We start from the raw sequence: 13,616 nt of genomic DNA, 5'->3' as shown, positions 1-13,616 counted from the left end.
CGATTTCCGAATCCCGCCCGGCAGGCCGGGCACGCAGCGCTGGCCGACCGGGAGGAAAGATGGATCTCGACGTCACGCTGGGCGCCGCGCTGGCCGCGGGTCTGTTGTCGTTTCTGTCACCGTGCATTCTGCCGCTGGTCCCGCCGTTCCTGTGCTACATGGCCGGCGTCTCGGCGGCCGACGCGATCGGCGAAACCAGCATGGCCCAGCGGCGGCGGACGGTGCTGACGGCGCTGTGCTTCGTCGGCGGTTTTTCGCTGGTGTTCGTCGGTCTCGGCGCCACCGCCTCGGTGTTCGGACGGTTCATCGCCGGCCATCTCAGCCAGCTCGGCATCCTCGCCGGCCTCGTCATCATCATGATGGGGCTGCACTTCCTCGGGGTGCTCCGGATTCCGCTGCTGTACCGGAGCGCGACGATCGACGTCGGACGCAAGCCGGCCGGCCTGCTCGGTGCGTTCGTGATGGGACTGGCCTTCGCCTTCGGCTGGACGCCGTGCGCGGGGCCGGTCCTGGCCGCCGTGCTGATGATGGCCGGCGCGGAGGCGACGGTGGGGAAGGGCGCGCTGCTGCTCGCCGCCTACTCGGTCGGGACCGGCATCCCGTTCCTGATCGCCGCTGCCTTTACGGGGCAGTTCATGACCATGCTCAAGGGCATCAAGCCGCATCTCCCCCTGGTCGAGAAGACGATGGGCGGCTTTCTCGTCCTGACCGGCGCTGCCTTTCTCGCCGGCGTGATCCCACGGATGTCGGAATGGATCTTCGAGCGCTTTCCGTCGCTCGCCACCATCGGCTGATCAGCCGAAGCGGAAGTCCAATAGATTGACGAAGGACTGCAGTTCGATCTCATAGCGATGCACCAGGCCGGCGTCGCTCTCGCGCGCAGCGCGGCCGATCTCGTTGGCACTCGTCGTGGCGCCGTCGATCAGGCGGCGGAATTCGGCCTGGCTCGCCACGTCGGGCGTGGCGAGGCCGTTGCAGCGTTGCAGCCGGTCGCGCAGCGCTGTGCCGGCCTGGACGACCTCGCCAGGCTCGGCCTTGCCCGCTGCGAACCGCGCCGCGGCGTTGCGCAACGCGTCCATGACGGGTGACAGGTCGAACACGCAATCACTGAGCTCGACCACGCCGGCGTCCTGCCTCAGGGCGTGAAGCGACCGGCGCAACGCGGCAATGGCCGCCGCAGCGCGTGCCCCGTCACCTGCGGTCAGCGCTTCGTCCGCCTGCTTCAGGCGATCGTTGCCGGTGGCGATCAGCTCTGCAAAGGATCTGGCCGAATAGGGCGCATGGGAGCGCTCGGCGAGCCGGCTGAGCCTGCCCCAGGCGATCCGGGCGTCGTCGAGCTCGATCTGCGCCAGGCCCACATTGCCGGTGCGGCCATAGCTCGCGGCTGTGCGCAGGCTGGCCATCGCCGAGTGCATGAAGGCAGCAACATCCGCGTTCCCTTCGGCGTGCCCACGGACGCCATGCGTGAGGCATGACAGCACGAGCGACAGCATCATGGCGCGGCGCAGCATCGAATGTCCTTTTCACATTCTGTTATTCGAATATCATGTATCGAAATTCCGTGGACTTGGCAAAGTGGACTTGGTGCCAGTGACTTGGCAAAGCGCGCGAGCAGGCTGATGACGACGAACCGGACGATGACACGGCGCAATCTGGTTGCGCTGCTGCCTGCCGCGGCGGCGGTTGGCCTGGCCTCAGCGCCGGCGCAGGCCGACGCGGTGCTGGGTGACGACGGGCTCTATCACCAGTCCTGGTTTCTCAACAGCTTCCTGGACCTGCGCGAGGATCTCGAAAGCGCGGCATCGGAAGGCAAACGGCTTGCGATCATGTGGGAGCTGCGCGGCTGCCCGTATTGCCGCGAGACGCATCTGGTGAACTTTGCCGATCAAGAGATCGCGGACTACATCCGTGCCAATTTCGAAGTGCTGCAGCTCAACCTGCTCGGCGCGCGCAAGGTGATCGACTTCGACGGCAAGGAGCTCGCCGAGAAGGAGCTCGCCGAGCGCTACGCGATCCGCTTCACGCCGACGTTCCAGTTCTTTCCGCCATCGGCCGAGGGCGTCTCTACGAAGGAGCCGCTCGCGCGCGAGGTGGCGCGCGCGCCGGGCTATCTCAAGCCGCCGCATTTCCTCGCAATGTTCCGCTTCGTGCGCGAGAGGGCCTATGAGCGCGGCACATTCCGCGACTATCTCGCTTCGACCAAGGGTTGAGTGCACTGCGGCATCGAAATACGCTTGACACCAGTCACATTATCAAATCATAATTCTTGAATATGATGGATCGTAAGTCCGTCGTGTCATCGTAAGGCGAGGGGACGCCTCGTCGGTCAGGGTGGAAACATGCGCCGTTTGATTCCGGCCGCCTTGCTGTGCGTGTTGCTGTCGGCAACCGCGCGAGGTGACGAGCCGATCAGGCTCGATGTCGTCGACTATGCCATTCCGAAATCGCTGACGGGCGCGCCCGGCAATGCCGATGCCGGCAAGAAGGTGTTCTTGACGCGGACGCTGGGCAATTGCCTCGCCTGCCATCAGGTGTCGTCGCTGAAGTCGGAAGAGTTTCACGGCGAGTTCGGTCCGTCGCTCGACGGCGTCGCGACCCGCTACAACACGGCGCAACTGCGCCTGATCGTCGCCGATCCCAAGCGCATCTTCACCGACACGGTGATGCCCGCCTTCTACAAGAACGACGGACTCAATCGCGTCAGGCCTGAGTTCGTCGGCAAACCCGTCCTCACCGCCGCGCAGGTCGAGGACGTCGTCGCCTATCTCGAAACATTGAAATAACCGCCTCTGGAGGATGATGCATGGGCGCAATCAACAGACGACAGGCGTTCCTTCTCGGCGGCGGTTTCGTCGCTTTGACGGTGCTGCCGATGGCTGCCAACGCCGAGCCGAGCAACGACGCGGCCGAGATGATCAAGAAGTTCACCGGCGGCAAGGAAGCGGCCAAGGGCAAGATCACGCTCGATCTGCCTGAGATCGCCGAGAACGGCAACACCGTGCCGCTCGCGCTCTCGGTCGAAAGCCCGATGACCGCCGAGAACTACGTCAAGGAAGTGCTGTTCGTGGCCGACGGCAATCCGAACGGCGGCGTCGCCACGCTGATGTTCACGCCGATGTCCGGCAAGGCCGAGGCGTCGATCCGTATCCGTCTGGCGCAGACCCAGAACGTGATCGCGGTCGCGAAGATGAGTGACGGTTCGCTCTTCACAGAGCGCAAGACCGTCAAGGTCACCATCGGCGGCTGCGGCGGCTGAGACAGGGAGAGACGAACATGGCAGACAAGCCGCGCATCAAGCTTCCGAAGGAAGCCAAGAAGGGCGAGATCATCCAGATCAAGACGCTGGTCTCGCATCTGATGGAATCGGGTCAGCGCAAGGATGCGCAGGGCAAGCCGATCCCACGCAAGATCATCAACAAGTTCACCTGCGAGTTCAACGGCAAGCCGGTGTTCTCCTGCGCGCTGGAGCCGGCGATCTCCGCCAACCCGTACATCCAGTTCGACGCAAGGATCGACGAGGAAGGCGCGTTCAAGTTCGCATGGACGGATGACGATGGCTCCGTCGTGACGGCCGAAGAGAAGATCGCGTTGAAGGCCTGATCGGCAGCGTGTGATCGCTAGGAGGAGTGACGGATGTCCATTCGCTACGGTTCTCTCGCCGTCCTGGCGTCGGCCGCGCTGGCCCTGTCGGCAGTCGCGACGTTCGGCCAGGAGGCCGAACGGAAGGGCATTCCGGCGCCTCCCGGCCACGTCTTCAAGACCATCATCTCGGGCTATCAGTTCCGCACCAAGGAAACGCGCGCGCTCCAGGATGACGATCTGGAGAATCCCGGCTTCCTCGCGGTGGAGCGGGCCGCCGACGTCTGGAAGACGGTCGACGGCGGCGAAGGCAAGTCGTGCATGAGCTGCCACGGCGAGGCGGAAAAGACCATGAAGGGCGTCGGCGCGGCCATGCCCAAATGGAGCGAGAAGCTCAACAAGCCGGTCAATCTTGAGCAGCAGATCAACATCTGCCGCACCGAGCACATGAAGGCGCAGCCCTGGCCGTTCAAGTCCAAGGAGCTGACGGACATGACGACCTTCGTCCGCTATCAGTCGCGCGGCATGCCTGTGGCGGTGAAGACCGACGGCCCGATGTCGCCGTGGTTCGAGAAGGGCAAGGAGATCTACTACACGCGGGTCGGCCAGCTCGATCTCGCCTGCGCCTCCTGCCACGAGAAGAACAACGGCAAGTTCATGCGCGCCGATTTTCTGAGCCAAGGCCAGACCAACGGCTTTCCGACCTACCGGCTGCGCGATCAGCGCCTGGTCCCGCTGCACGAACGGTTCGAGGGCTGCATGTTCGACGTTCGTGGCGTGCCCTACAAGCCGCTGTCGGACGAGTTCCTCGCGCTCGAAATCTACGTCGCCTGGCGCGGCATCGGGCTTCCCGTCGAGACACCGTCGGTCCGCAACTAGCCGCGGCCACAAGGAAGACACATCATGATATCGCGTCGCGAATTCGTTCAGGTCGCATTGGCGGCGGCTGCCTTGACGGGTGGCTCCGGTCTTGCGGGTGCGACCCGCGCCTTTGCTCAGCAGAAGCTGACCGAGAAGGAGCTGCTGGCGTTCGATCCGGTCGGCAACGTCACCTTGGTGCATGTCACCGACATCCACGGCCAGCTGATGCCGCTGTATTTCCGCGAGCCGTCGACCAATCTCGGCGTCGGTGACGCCAAGGGCCAGCCGCCGCATGTCACCGGCAAGGATTTCCTCACCCGCTTCGGCATCGCGCCGGGCTCGTCGTCGGCCTATGCGCTGACCTCGGAGGATTTCGAGGCGCTCGCCAAGACGTACGGGCGGATCGGCGGGCTCGACCGCGCCGCCACCGTCATCAAGGCCATCCGCGCCGAGCGCGGCGACAAGGTCGTGCTGCTCGACGGCGGCGATACCTGGCAGGGATCCTGGACGTCGCTGAAGACCCGCGGCCAGGACATGATCGACTGCATGGCGCTGCTGAAGCCGGATGCGATGACCGGGCATTGGGAGTTCACCTACGGCACCGAGCGCGTCAAGCAGGCGGTCGATGGTTTGGGCTTCCCCTTCCTCGGCCTCAACATCCGCGACACCGAATGGAACGAGCCGGCGTTCGAAGCCTCGACGATGATCGAGCGCGGCGGCGTCAAGATCGCGGTGCTCGGCCAGGCCTTCCCGTACACGCCGGTCGCCAATCCCCGCTGGATGATTCCGAACTGGTCGTTCGGCGTGCGCGAGGAGGATGTTCAGACCCAGGTCGACAAGGCGCGCAAGGACGGCGCCGGCCTCGTGGTGCTGCTGTCACACAACGGCTTCGACGTCGACCGCAAGCTGGCCAGCCGCGTCAAGGGTCTCGACGTCATTCTCACGGGTCACACCCATGACGCATTGCCTGAAGCGGTCAAGGTCGGCAAGACGCTGCTGATCGCGTCGGGGTCGTCCGGCAAGTTCGTCTCGCGGCTCGATCTCGACGTCAAGGACGGCGAGGTGAAGGGCTATCGTTACAAGCTGATCCCGCTGTTCTCCGACGTGATCACGCCGGACCCGGCGATGGCGGCGAAGATCGCCGAGGTGCGCAAGCCGTTTGCCGCCGATCTTGCCCGCCCGCTGGGACGGACCGAGACGCTGCTGTATCGCCGCGGCAATTTCAACGGCACGTTCGACGACCTGATCTGCCAGGCGCTGCTGCAGGAACGCGATGCCGAGATCGCGCTGTCGCCGGGCTTCCGCTGGGGTACAAGCGTGATGCCGGGCCAGGACATCACCTTCGAGGACGTCACCAACGCCACCGCGATCACCTATCCCGCCGTCTATCGCATGGGCATGACCGGCACGCGGCTGAAGGAGATCATCGAGGACGTCGCCGACAACCTGTTCAACGTCGATCCCTACTACCAGCAGGGCGGCGACATGGTCCGCATCGGCGGCATGTCCTATGCCATCGACGTCAACAAGCCGCAGGGACAGCGCATCTCCGACATGCGCCTGATCAAGACCGGCGCCGCGATCGATCCGGCGCGCGAGTATCAGGTCGCGGGCTGGGCCAGCGTCAACGAAGGCACGCAGGGGCCGCCGATCTGGGAGGTCGTGTCGAGCTATCTGCAGCGCCAGAAAACCGTTCGTCTCGAGCCCAACCGGGCCGTCAAAGTCTCCGGAGTGTGACGACGATGTCCAAGGACAAATCACTTCCCTCAGCCCCACGCGCCTCGCGTCGTGGTTTCCTGACTGCGGCCGGCGGTCTCGCCGCCACCGCGCTGGCCTCGCAGGCGCGAGCCGGCGCCGGCAATCCCGCCAACCAGCCGCCGAACGTGCCGGAATGGACGCGCACCCTCGGCGAGGGCGTCGCCGTCCGGCCCTACGGCAAGCCGTCGAAGTTCGAGAAGGACGTCGTCCGCCGCGACGTCGAATGGCTGACGGCTTCGCGCGAATCCTCGGTCAGCTTCACGCCGCTGCACGAGCTGGAAGGCATCATCACGCCGAACGGACTGTGCTTCGAACGCCATCACGGCGGCGTGGCCGACGTGGATCCGGCCGATCACCGGCTGATGATCCACGGCCTGGTCGAGCGGCCGCTGCTGCTGTCGCTCGACGAGCTCAAGCGCTATCCGCGCGTCAACCGCATCCACTTCATGGAATGCGCTGCCAACTCCGGCATGGAGTGGCGCGGCGCCCAGCTCAATGGCTGCCAGTTCACGCATGGCATGATCCACTGCGTGCAATATACCGGCGTCTCGCTGCGCACCCTGCTCGAAGAGGCCGGCGTCAAGACCAACGGCAAATGGCTGCTGGTGGAGGGCGCCGACTCCGCGTCGATGGATCGCAGCCTGCCGATCGAGAAGGCGCTCGACGACTGCATCATCGCCTACAAGATGAACGGCGAGGCGCTGTATCCCGAGCAGGGCTATCCGATGCGCCTGGTCGTACCCGGATGGCAGGGCAATCTCTGGGTCAAATGGCTGCGCCGCATCAAGGTCGGCGACCAGCCCTGGCACACCCGCGAGGAGACCTCGAAGTACACGGATCTCTTGCCGAACGGCAAGGCGCGACGCTTCACCTGGGCGATGGATGCGAAGTCGGTGATCACAAGCCCGAGCCCGCAGGCGCCGATCAAGCATGGCAAGGGCTTTACGATCGTGTCGGGCCTGGCGTGGTCGGGCAACGGCAAGGTCAAGCGCGTCGACGTCTCGCTCGATGGCGGCCGCAACTGGTGGCCGGCGCGGATCGACGGCCCGGTGCTCGACAAGGCGCTGACGCGCTTCTACTACGAGTTCGACTGGAACGGCGAGCCGCTGCTCTTGCAGTCGCGGGTCCAGGACGAGACCGGCTACGTCCAGCCGTCCAAGGCCGAACTGCGCAAGGTGCGCGGCTACAATTCCATCTATCACAACAATGGCATCCAGACCTGGCACGTGCAGGCAAACGGTGAGGTCGAGAATGTCGAGGTCGCCTAAGCTCATCATTGCCGCCGCAGCGCTCGCAACCCTTGCGGGCTCGGTGGCATTCGCCGGCGGCCCGGGCGAGAAGACTGAGGCCAAGATTGATGTAAAGGCGCCGCAGCGCTTCAACATCGGCCGAGCTCCGAGCGCCGAGGAGATTCGCGGCTGGGATATCGACGTGCGTCCGGACGGACAGGGGCTGCCCGTCGGCAAGGGCACCGTCGCCCAGGGCGAGAAGCTGTTCATGGACAATTGCGCCAGTTGCCATGGCGAATTCGGCGAGGGCGCCGGCCGCTGGCCGGTGCTTGCCGGCGGTAAGGGATCGCTGACATCAGACAATCCGGTCAAGACGGTCGGCTCCTACTGGCCCTATGCCTCGACGCTGTTCGACTACGTCCGCCACGCGATGCCGTTCGGCAGCCCGCAGTCGCTGAAGGTCGACGAGTACTATGCGCTGGTCGCCTATGTGCTCTATCTGAACGACGTGATCACCGATCAGAACTTCGAGCTGAGCAACAGCAATCTCGCCACGATCAAGATGCCGAACGAGGGCGGGTTCATCATGGATGACCGGGCCACGAGCGAGAAGGCGTTCTGGCAGAAGGATCCCTGCATGAAGAACTGCATCGCGCCGGTCAAGATCACCGGACGCGCGACGGCGGTCGACGTCACGCCGGAAGAAAAGGACGGCAAGCCGCGAGGCGTCGAGTGAGGATTGCCGGATGCAGCCGCCGCGAGATGCTGTTGGCGGCCGCATCCGTCGCCCTGGCCGGAAGCGGGGTTGCATCCATCGCCGCTGCAGCCGAGCCACATAGGCTTGCGTTGCAGATCAGCGACGAGGATCCGGCCAAGATGCGCGCGGTGCTCGACGTCGCCGCGAATGTCTCCCGCCACTATTCGGGCGAGGGCGCGGAGGTCGAGATCGTGATCGTCGCGTTCAATGGCGGCCTCGACATGCTGCTGGCCGACCGCTCGCCGGTGAAGGAGCGGGTGCTCGGCTTCGCCAAGTCGATGCCCAATGTGAGCTTCATCGCCTGCGGCAATACCTTGGAGACGCTCGCGAGCAAGGAGGGACGGCGGCCGCCTCTGCTCGATGGTGTCACGGTCGTCAAGACCGGGGTCGCGACCCTGCTGGAGCTGTCCGAGAAGAACTGGACGATCGTGCGTCCCTGAGGAATTTGCGATGCGGTGGTGGCTCGCTCTTGTCGTCTCGTTCATTGCGTCGATCGCATTCGCGGCCGAGGAGCCGCGCGAACTCACGATCGGCGGGCGTACGGCGCTCGGCACGCTCCGACTGCCGGCGCAGTCTGGACCGGATGTGCCGCTGGTGCTGATGACGCACGGCACGCTCGCGCACAAGGACATGGAGACCATCCAGGGCCTGTCCAAGGCGTTGGCCGAGCGGGGCATCGCCTCGCTCGCGCACAATCTCGTGCTCGGTCTCGATCGCCGCACCGGCATGTACGATTGTGCCAAACCCCATGACTATGTGACGGACGATGCGGTCGTGGAGATCACCGCCTGGCTGAGCGAAGCGCGCAAGACGTCGTCGCACGTCTTCGTCCTCGGACATTCGCGCGGCGCCAATCAGGTCGCGCGCTATCTAGCCGCCAATCCCAAGGCCGCGGTCGACGGTGCGATCCTCCTGGCGCCGGCGACGGCGAGCATCGAGACCGGCTTGAGAGACGCCTATGCGGAGAGCTACGGCCAGCGATTGGCGCCGCTGCTCGACAAGGCCGAGGCTGCGATCGCCGCCGGGCGCGGCGGTGATTGGATGTCGGTGCCGGGCTTCATCTATTGCCGCGATGCCAAGGTGACGGCGCGCGCATTCGCAGCATTCTATCGCGCCGACCGGCGCCAGGATACGGCGGCGCTGATCGCCGATGTGAGCCTGCCGGTTCTGGTGCTTGCGGCAGCGCAAGACAAGACGGTGCCGGACGTGGCAGCGTCGTTCGCGCCGCTGGCCTCACGCGCCGGCAGCCGTGTCCGACTGGAGACGATTGACGACGCAGATCACTTCTTTCGCGATCTCGCCGCCGAGGATGCCGCTGATCGCATCGCAGGATTCATTGCAGCCGCGCGCTAGGAGCCACCATGGAACGTCGATCTTTGATGCAAGCTGGTCTTGCCAGCCTGTTTGGAATCTTCGGTGTCAGCAGCGCACGCGCGGCGACGGAATCTCCGCGCCAGCGCGTCGCCTATCATCTCGCCGATCAGGACCGCGCCCTGTTCGTTCTCGGCAACCTCCAGAACCACGTCGATGGCACCGGAGGACCTGGACGCGCAGACATTCGCCTGGTGATCCACGGTCCGGGCTTGCGGGCCTTTCATGCGATTTCGGCCGACCAGACCATCTCGGCTCTGGCCGAGCGCCTCATGAAGGCCGGCGTCGGCTTCGAGGCCTGTGCGAACACCATGAAGGCGCAGGGCGTGAAGCTCGACGATCTCTTGCCGGGCTTTGCGGTGGCGGAGAAGGGCGGCGTCGTGCGCCTCACCGAGCTGCAGCAGAGTGGATACGCCTACCTGCGCCCGTGACGGGCACATGCGTCCTTGCCGATGCCGCCCGGCAGGTTGAGCGGCCGGCCTGAACGACGGGAGCGCCTGTGCTCACCGCATTGATCGATCTTCTGGGCGAGGAGCTGGTGTCGCTGCTGTGCGGGCTCGCGGCCGGCGGCGCGTTCGGCTTCTTCGCCCAGCGCAGCCGCTTCTGCCTCCGGGCGGCCACGATCGAGTTCGCGCGCGGGCAGGGCGGTCCGCGGCTGGCGGTGTGGCTCCTCACCTTCGCCTCGGCGCTGCTGGGCACCCAGGCGCTGGTGGCAATGGGCCTGCTCGACGTCTCCGAAGCGCGCCAGCTGGCGCAGCAGGGCAGCATTTCCGGCGCGATGATCGGCGGCACGCTGTTCGGCTGCGGCATGATCCTGGCGAGAGGCTGTGCCAGCCGTCTGCTGGTGCTCTCGGCCAACGGCAATCTGCGGGCGCTGCTGTCCGGCCTCATCTTCGCGGTGACGGCGCAGTCCGCCTATCGCGGCCTGCTCGCGCCGGCACGCGAGTGGCTCACCAATCTTTGGCTCGTCGACGGCGGACCGTCGCGCGACATCATGAGCCTGTTCGGCGGCGGTACGCCCGAGAAGCTCGGCTTCGGCATGCTGTGGTTCCTGGCCGGGCTCGCCGCCGTGTCGAAGTTTCAGGTTGGCCCGAAGATCCTGCGCTCGGCGGTGGCCGCGGGCGCGGCGGTCGCCGGGGGCTGGCTCCTCACCTATCAGCTCGGCCAAGCCTCGTTCTCGCCGGTGCCGCTGAAGAGCCTGACATTCAGCGGTCCTTCGGCGGAGCTGCTGATGCAGGTGCTCGCCAGCCCGCAACTGAAGCCGGGCTTCGATCTCGGCATCATTCCGGGTGTGTTCATCGGCTCGTTCGTTGCGGCCGCGCTGGCGCGCGAACTCAATCTCGAAGGCTTCTCGGATGGGCGCGGCATGCGCCGTTACATGATCGGCGCCGTCCTGATGGGATTCGGCGCGATGCTGGCGGGCGGCTGCGCCGTTGGCGCCGGCGTGACCGGGGCATCGGTGTTCGCGCTCACAGCGTGGATCGTGCTCGGTGGCATGTGGTTGGGTGCGGCCGTCACCGATTTTGTCGTCGACCGCTGGCTGTTCGCCACCAAGCCGGCGCAGAGCCCGGTTCAGTCGCCCTCCGCCATGCCTTCTTGAGGCATCCTGCGGACGCGAGCCTGCCTCTGCCGAGCGGCATTGCAAATGCAGCGTCAAAGAGCAGCATTCATGAATCTCCGGTCACAGGCTCGTCGATGCCTGGTGTGTCGGCGCACTTCCAGCCTCTGACGAAAAATACTGTCTGATCAGATCGGATCGAACCTGAAGACACGCGTCTTTGCGTCGTCACGCCGGCGCGCAGATCGCGTAGTCCGCGGTTGGCTACAGGAGATGCGCGCCGAACACGGCATTCGGACCATCACGCCCGAACATCACGTTGGTAGATCCCATTCTGGAGATCCCGCATGTTAACCAATTTGCGAAGGTCGGGTGTTACCGTCGCGCGGGGGACGGCGCAATCATGCGGCGGACCGATACGAATCGCTGGGACGACGAAAGGCACGCGAGATGTCGCAACTCTCCATTCGAGCAAAGATGGCGGCCGTCATTGCGCTGCTGCTGGTGGCGATGTCCATCGTCGGATTGCTGGCCGTCCGCGGCATGCAGACGATCAATACGCATACCGAAATGATCGCCAAGAACTGGCTGCCAAGCGTGCGCGTGCTCGGCGAGTTGCGTTCGGCGATCAACCTCAATCGGGCGCAGCTCCGGGCCTACATGACGGCTGATACGACTGAGGAGAAGGACAATCTCGACCGCAACATGAAGGCAACGCTCGTCGTCATCGCGACGGCGCGCCGCTCCTATGAGGCGATGATCTCGTCGGCCGAGGAGCGCAGCCTGTTCGAGAGCTGGTCGCGGGGCTGGGAGCAATACGTCAAGGCTGCCGATGGTGTGCTCGAGGTGCTGCGCGCAGGGAACGGCAATACGACCAAGCAGGCGAGCGATCTGTTCAACAAGACGGTCCGGAGCGTCGCCAATCAGTCGGACGAATTTCTTCGAAAGCTGATTGACCTCAACAATCGTGGCGCCGACGCCGAAACCAGGATCGCCGCGGATGGCTATGCGGAGGCGTTTGAATTGATGTCGACGGTCATCGTCCTTGCCGTTCTCGCCGGCATCGGCATCGGAAGCTGGTTCGTTCGCGACATTTCCCGGTGCATCGCTTCCATCATCAGGCCGATGCAGGCGCTCGGTGAGGGCAACCTGGCGATGGAGATCCCCTATCGCGGCCAGAAGACCGAAGTAGGCATGATGGCCGACGCCCTGGAGGTCTTCAAGACCGCCCTGATTGCGAAGAAGCAGGCCGACGACATCGCTTCGAAAGAGGCGGAGGTGAAACTGGAACGCAGCCGGCGGCTCGACGAGATCACTGGCCGCTTCGAGGCCGTGGTCGGCGAGATCGTCGACACCGTGTCCACGGCATCGAGCACTCTGGAGGGTCACGCCGGCGGGCTCAGCAACACGGCGAGCCGAGCCCAGAACCTCGCCACGTCCGTCACCGCGGCTTCCGAGGAAGCCTGCACCAATGTGCAGTCGGTGGCATCTGCGACCGAGGAGCTCTCCGCGTCCGTCAACGAGATCAGCAGGCAAGTCCAGGATTCCGCCCGGATGGCCAATGAGGCGGTGGCACAGGCCCGCAAGACCAATGAACAGGTCAGCGAGCTTTCGAAGTCCGCTGCCCGCATCGGCGACGTCGTCGAGCTGATCAATACGATTGCCGGACAGACCAATCTGCTCGCGCTGAATGCAACGATCGAGGCCGCACGCGCCGGCGAGGCCGGCCGCGGATTTGCGGTGGTCGCATCCGAGGTCAAGGCGCTGGCCGAGCAGACGGCGAAGGCCACGGGCGAGATCGGCCAGCAGATCTCCGGCATCCAGTCCGCCACCCAGCAATCGGTCGGTGCCATCCGCGACATCAGCATCACCATCGAGAAATTGCAGGAGATTTCGTCGACGATCGCATCGGCCGTGGAGCAGCAGGGCGCCGCGACGCAGGAGATCTCGCGCAACGTCCAGCACGCGGCGGCGGGAACGCAGCAGGTCTCGGCCAACGTTGCGGATGTGCAGCGCGGCGCCGTCGATACCGGAACCGCCGCGTCCCAGGTGCTGTCCGCCGCGAAATCGCTGGCCGACGACAGTGCCAGACTGAGCATGGAAGTGAAGAAGTTCATCGCCGGCGTGAGAGCCGCCTAGGAGCTCGCAGCGACCGAGAGCCGCAGAGATCCGATCTCGCCGCCATTCGCCGGGCCGCGTCGGGGGTGCTGGACAGGTGCGCAGGCCCCGGCCACCCCTCGCCGGCCATCGCTTCTGCGTTGGCCTGCGAGCCCAATCTCGATGACTTCTCCCTGCGGCCGCGGCAAGCTGCGCGACCGAGTCGCGTGGTGACGATGGGCTTGCGAGGCCCGCGCCGACATGAATAGAGCGCGTGGGGCCGCGGCGGATCAAGCTCCGCCGCGGCTTGCGCGGGGCTGCCGTTCCCGAAGTCGTCAGTGCCGCTGTTTCCTCACGGTCACGCTGCCGCAGAGCCCCGCCTCTTCACCTATCGGCATCGTCACCT

At 65.3% G+C, this 13,616-nt stretch carries 15 protein-coding genes; 14 read left to right on the top strand and 1 reads right to left on the bottom strand.

What is annotated here, in order from left to right; translation table 11 throughout:
- Positions 1–59: 59 nt before the first annotated feature.
- Complete coding sequence (locus QX128_RS07250; protein ID WP_316237062.1) at positions 60–794, top strand: cytochrome c biogenesis CcdA family protein; 735 nt, start codon at positions 60–62, stop codon at positions 792–794.
- Here QX128_RS07250 and QX128_RS07245 read toward each other — a convergent pair whose 3' ends face one another.
- A complete protein-coding gene (locus QX128_RS07245; RefSeq protein ID WP_316237061.1) occupies positions 795–1,511 on the bottom strand; it encodes a hypothetical protein in 717 nt (238 codons plus the stop codon).
- Between the two features lie 108 nt (positions 1,512–1,619).
- On the opposite strand from QX128_RS07245, the gene QX128_RS07240 reads away from it, so the two are divergent.
- From QX128_RS07240 to QX128_RS07180, 13 genes are all read left to right on the top strand, one after another.
- Positions 1,620–2,210 (top strand): thioredoxin family protein, encoded by a 591-nt coding sequence (locus QX128_RS07240; RefSeq protein WP_315805485.1) that lies wholly within the window; start codon positions 1,620–1,622, stop codon positions 2,208–2,210.
- A 129-nt stretch (positions 2,211–2,339) separates the two neighbouring features.
- Positions 2,340–2,783, top strand: a complete 444-nt coding sequence (soxX, locus tag QX128_RS07235; RefSeq protein ID WP_315805484.1) for a sulfur oxidation c-type cytochrome SoxX — start codon at positions 2,340–2,342, stop codon at positions 2,781–2,783.
- A 20-nt stretch (positions 2,784–2,803) separates the two neighbouring features.
- Entirely contained in the window at positions 2,804–3,256 is a 453-nt protein-coding gene (gene soxY, locus QX128_RS07230) for a thiosulfate oxidation carrier protein SoxY (protein WP_315805483.1), read from the top strand.
- Positions 3,257–3,273: 17 nt separating this feature from the next.
- Complete coding sequence (gene soxZ / locus QX128_RS07225; RefSeq protein ID WP_316237060.1) at positions 3,274–3,600, top strand: thiosulfate oxidation carrier complex protein SoxZ; 327 nt, start codon at positions 3,274–3,276, stop codon at positions 3,598–3,600.
- 33 nt (positions 3,601–3,633) lie between these two features.
- Complete coding sequence (soxA, locus tag QX128_RS07220) at positions 3,634–4,458, top strand: sulfur oxidation c-type cytochrome SoxA (protein ID WP_316217968.1); 825 nt, start codon at positions 3,634–3,636, stop codon at positions 4,456–4,458.
- 24 nt (positions 4,459–4,482) lie between these two features.
- The gene (gene soxB, locus QX128_RS07215) at positions 4,483–6,177 is read left to right on the top strand and encodes a thiosulfohydrolase SoxB (RefSeq protein WP_316183586.1); all 1,695 of its coding nucleotides are present in this window, start codon (positions 4,483–4,485) and stop codon (positions 6,175–6,177) included.
- Between the two features lie 5 nt (positions 6,178–6,182).
- On the top strand, positions 6,183–7,466 hold the full coding sequence (gene soxC / locus QX128_RS07210; protein WP_316217966.1) for a sulfite dehydrogenase: 1,284 nt from the start codon (positions 6,183–6,185) through the stop codon (positions 7,464–7,466).
- The gene (locus tag QX128_RS07205; RefSeq protein ID WP_315805479.1) at positions 7,405–8,163 is read left to right on the top strand and encodes a cytochrome c; all 759 of its coding nucleotides are present in this window, start codon (positions 7,405–7,407) and stop codon (positions 8,161–8,163) included. Before soxC ends, QX128_RS07205 begins: the two co-directional genes overlap by 62 nt.
- A gap of 26 nt (positions 8,164–8,189) precedes the next feature.
- Positions 8,190–8,624, top strand: coding sequence for a hypothetical protein (locus tag QX128_RS07200; RefSeq protein WP_315805522.1), 435 nt, complete (start codon positions 8,190–8,192; stop codon positions 8,622–8,624).
- A gap of 10 nt (positions 8,625–8,634) precedes the next feature.
- Complete coding sequence (locus QX128_RS07195; protein ID WP_316217965.1) at positions 8,635–9,537, top strand: alpha/beta hydrolase; 903 nt, start codon at positions 8,635–8,637, stop codon at positions 9,535–9,537.
- Positions 9,538–9,545: 8 nt separating this feature from the next.
- The gene (locus QX128_RS07190; protein WP_409997992.1) at positions 9,546–9,986 is read left to right on the top strand and encodes a DsrE family protein; all 441 of its coding nucleotides are present in this window, start codon (positions 9,546–9,548) and stop codon (positions 9,984–9,986) included.
- A gap of 68 nt (positions 9,987–10,054) precedes the next feature.
- A complete protein-coding gene (locus QX128_RS07185) occupies positions 10,055–11,155 on the top strand; it encodes a YeeE/YedE family protein (protein ID WP_315805477.1) in 1,101 nt (366 codons plus the stop codon).
- A 408-nt stretch (positions 11,156–11,563) separates the two neighbouring features.
- Positions 11,564–13,252 (top strand): methyl-accepting chemotaxis protein, encoded by a 1,689-nt coding sequence (locus tag QX128_RS07180; protein WP_316183583.1) that lies wholly within the window; start codon positions 11,564–11,566, stop codon positions 13,250–13,252.
- Positions 13,253–13,616: the final 364 nt, after the last annotated feature.

It is taken from the genome of Bradyrhizobium sp. SZCCHNR1015 (assembly GCF_032489875.1).
GTDB lineage: Bacteria > Pseudomonadota > Alphaproteobacteria > Rhizobiales > Xanthobacteraceae > Bradyrhizobium.
Note: the sequence above shows the minus strand (reverse complement) of the source record. Positions and strands in the feature narration are given on the sequence as shown.

What these genes read in the sequence shown, in the direction of transcription:
- QX128_RS07250 (WP_316237062.1), top strand. Translation starts at nt 60, where the DNA reads ATGGATCTCGACGTCACGCTGGGCGCCGCGCTGGCCGCGGGTCTGTTG.
- QX128_RS07245 (WP_316237061.1), bottom strand. Translation starts at nt 1,511, where the DNA reads ATGCTGCGCCGCGCCATGATGCTGTCGCTCGTGCTGTCATGCCTCACG.
- QX128_RS07240 (WP_315805485.1), top strand. Translation starts at nt 1,620, where the DNA reads ATGACGACGAACCGGACGATGACACGGCGCAATCTGGTTGCGCTGCTG.
- soxX (WP_315805484.1), top strand. Translation starts at nt 2,340, where the DNA reads ATGCGCCGTTTGATTCCGGCCGCCTTGCTGTGCGTGTTGCTGTCGGCA.
- soxY (WP_315805483.1), top strand. Translation starts at nt 2,804, where the DNA reads ATGGGCGCAATCAACAGACGACAGGCGTTCCTTCTCGGCGGCGGTTTC.
- soxZ (WP_316237060.1), top strand. Translation starts at nt 3,274, where the DNA reads ATGGCAGACAAGCCGCGCATCAAGCTTCCGAAGGAAGCCAAGAAGGGC.
- soxA (WP_316217968.1), top strand. Translation starts at nt 3,634, where the DNA reads ATGTCCATTCGCTACGGTTCTCTCGCCGTCCTGGCGTCGGCCGCGCTG.
- soxB (WP_316183586.1), top strand. Translation starts at nt 4,483, where the DNA reads ATGATATCGCGTCGCGAATTCGTTCAGGTCGCATTGGCGGCGGCTGCC.
- soxC (WP_316217966.1), top strand. Translation starts at nt 6,183, where the DNA reads ATGTCCAAGGACAAATCACTTCCCTCAGCCCCACGCGCCTCGCGTCGT.
- QX128_RS07205 (WP_315805479.1), top strand. Translation starts at nt 7,405, where the DNA reads ATGGCATCCAGACCTGGCACGTGCAGGCAAACGGTGAGGTCGAGAATG.
- QX128_RS07200 (WP_315805522.1), top strand. Translation starts at nt 8,190, where the DNA reads ATGCTGTTGGCGGCCGCATCCGTCGCCCTGGCCGGAAGCGGGGTTGCA.
- QX128_RS07195 (WP_316217965.1), top strand. Translation starts at nt 8,635, where the DNA reads ATGCGGTGGTGGCTCGCTCTTGTCGTCTCGTTCATTGCGTCGATCGCA.
- QX128_RS07190 (WP_409997992.1), top strand. Translation starts at nt 9,546, where the DNA reads ATGGAACGTCGATCTTTGATGCAAGCTGGTCTTGCCAGCCTGTTTGGA.
- QX128_RS07180 (WP_316183583.1), top strand. Translation starts at nt 11,564, where the DNA reads ATGTCGCAACTCTCCATTCGAGCAAAGATGGCGGCCGTCATTGCGCTG.